The sequence below is a fragment of the Parendozoicomonas verongulae genome (genome assembly GCF_009711465.1).
GTDB lineage: Bacteria > Pseudomonadota > Gammaproteobacteria > Pseudomonadales > Endozoicomonadaceae > Sansalvadorimonas > Sansalvadorimonas verongulae.
Window position 1 is genome coordinate 1 of sequence record NZ_SMME01000479.1, and the last position, 259, is coordinate 259.

A 259-nucleotide genomic window follows, 5' to 3' on the forward strand; every position below is an offset into this window, starting at 1 on the left:
GTCTGTCGTGTCCGGGCTGGCGTTGACTGGTAGCAATCAGTGGATGTCTCAGTCACTGAGGAATATGAGTCCTGAAAAGATGACCGCACTGGCAAAGGCTCTTGGAATTAGTCAGGAAAAACTTATTGAGTCAGTACAAAGTGGTACAGCATTACCGGCAAGTGCGATATCCGCTCCCCGAATCGACGATATTGTAAAAAATCTCTGGGAGCAGGAGCCGGACAGTAATGCCTTTATTCTGGGGAGTGAGTTACTAAAA

Annotated in this window: 1 protein-coding gene; it reads left to right on the top strand. The window is 47.5% G+C overall.

Features of this window, described 5'->3' with window-relative positions; all coding sequences use genetic code 11:
- Window positions 1-64: 64 nt before the first annotated feature.
- A partial coding sequence (locus tag E1189_RS22615) for a hypothetical protein (protein ID WP_230459914.1) occupies window positions 65-259 on the top strand: 195 nt, incomplete at its 3' end.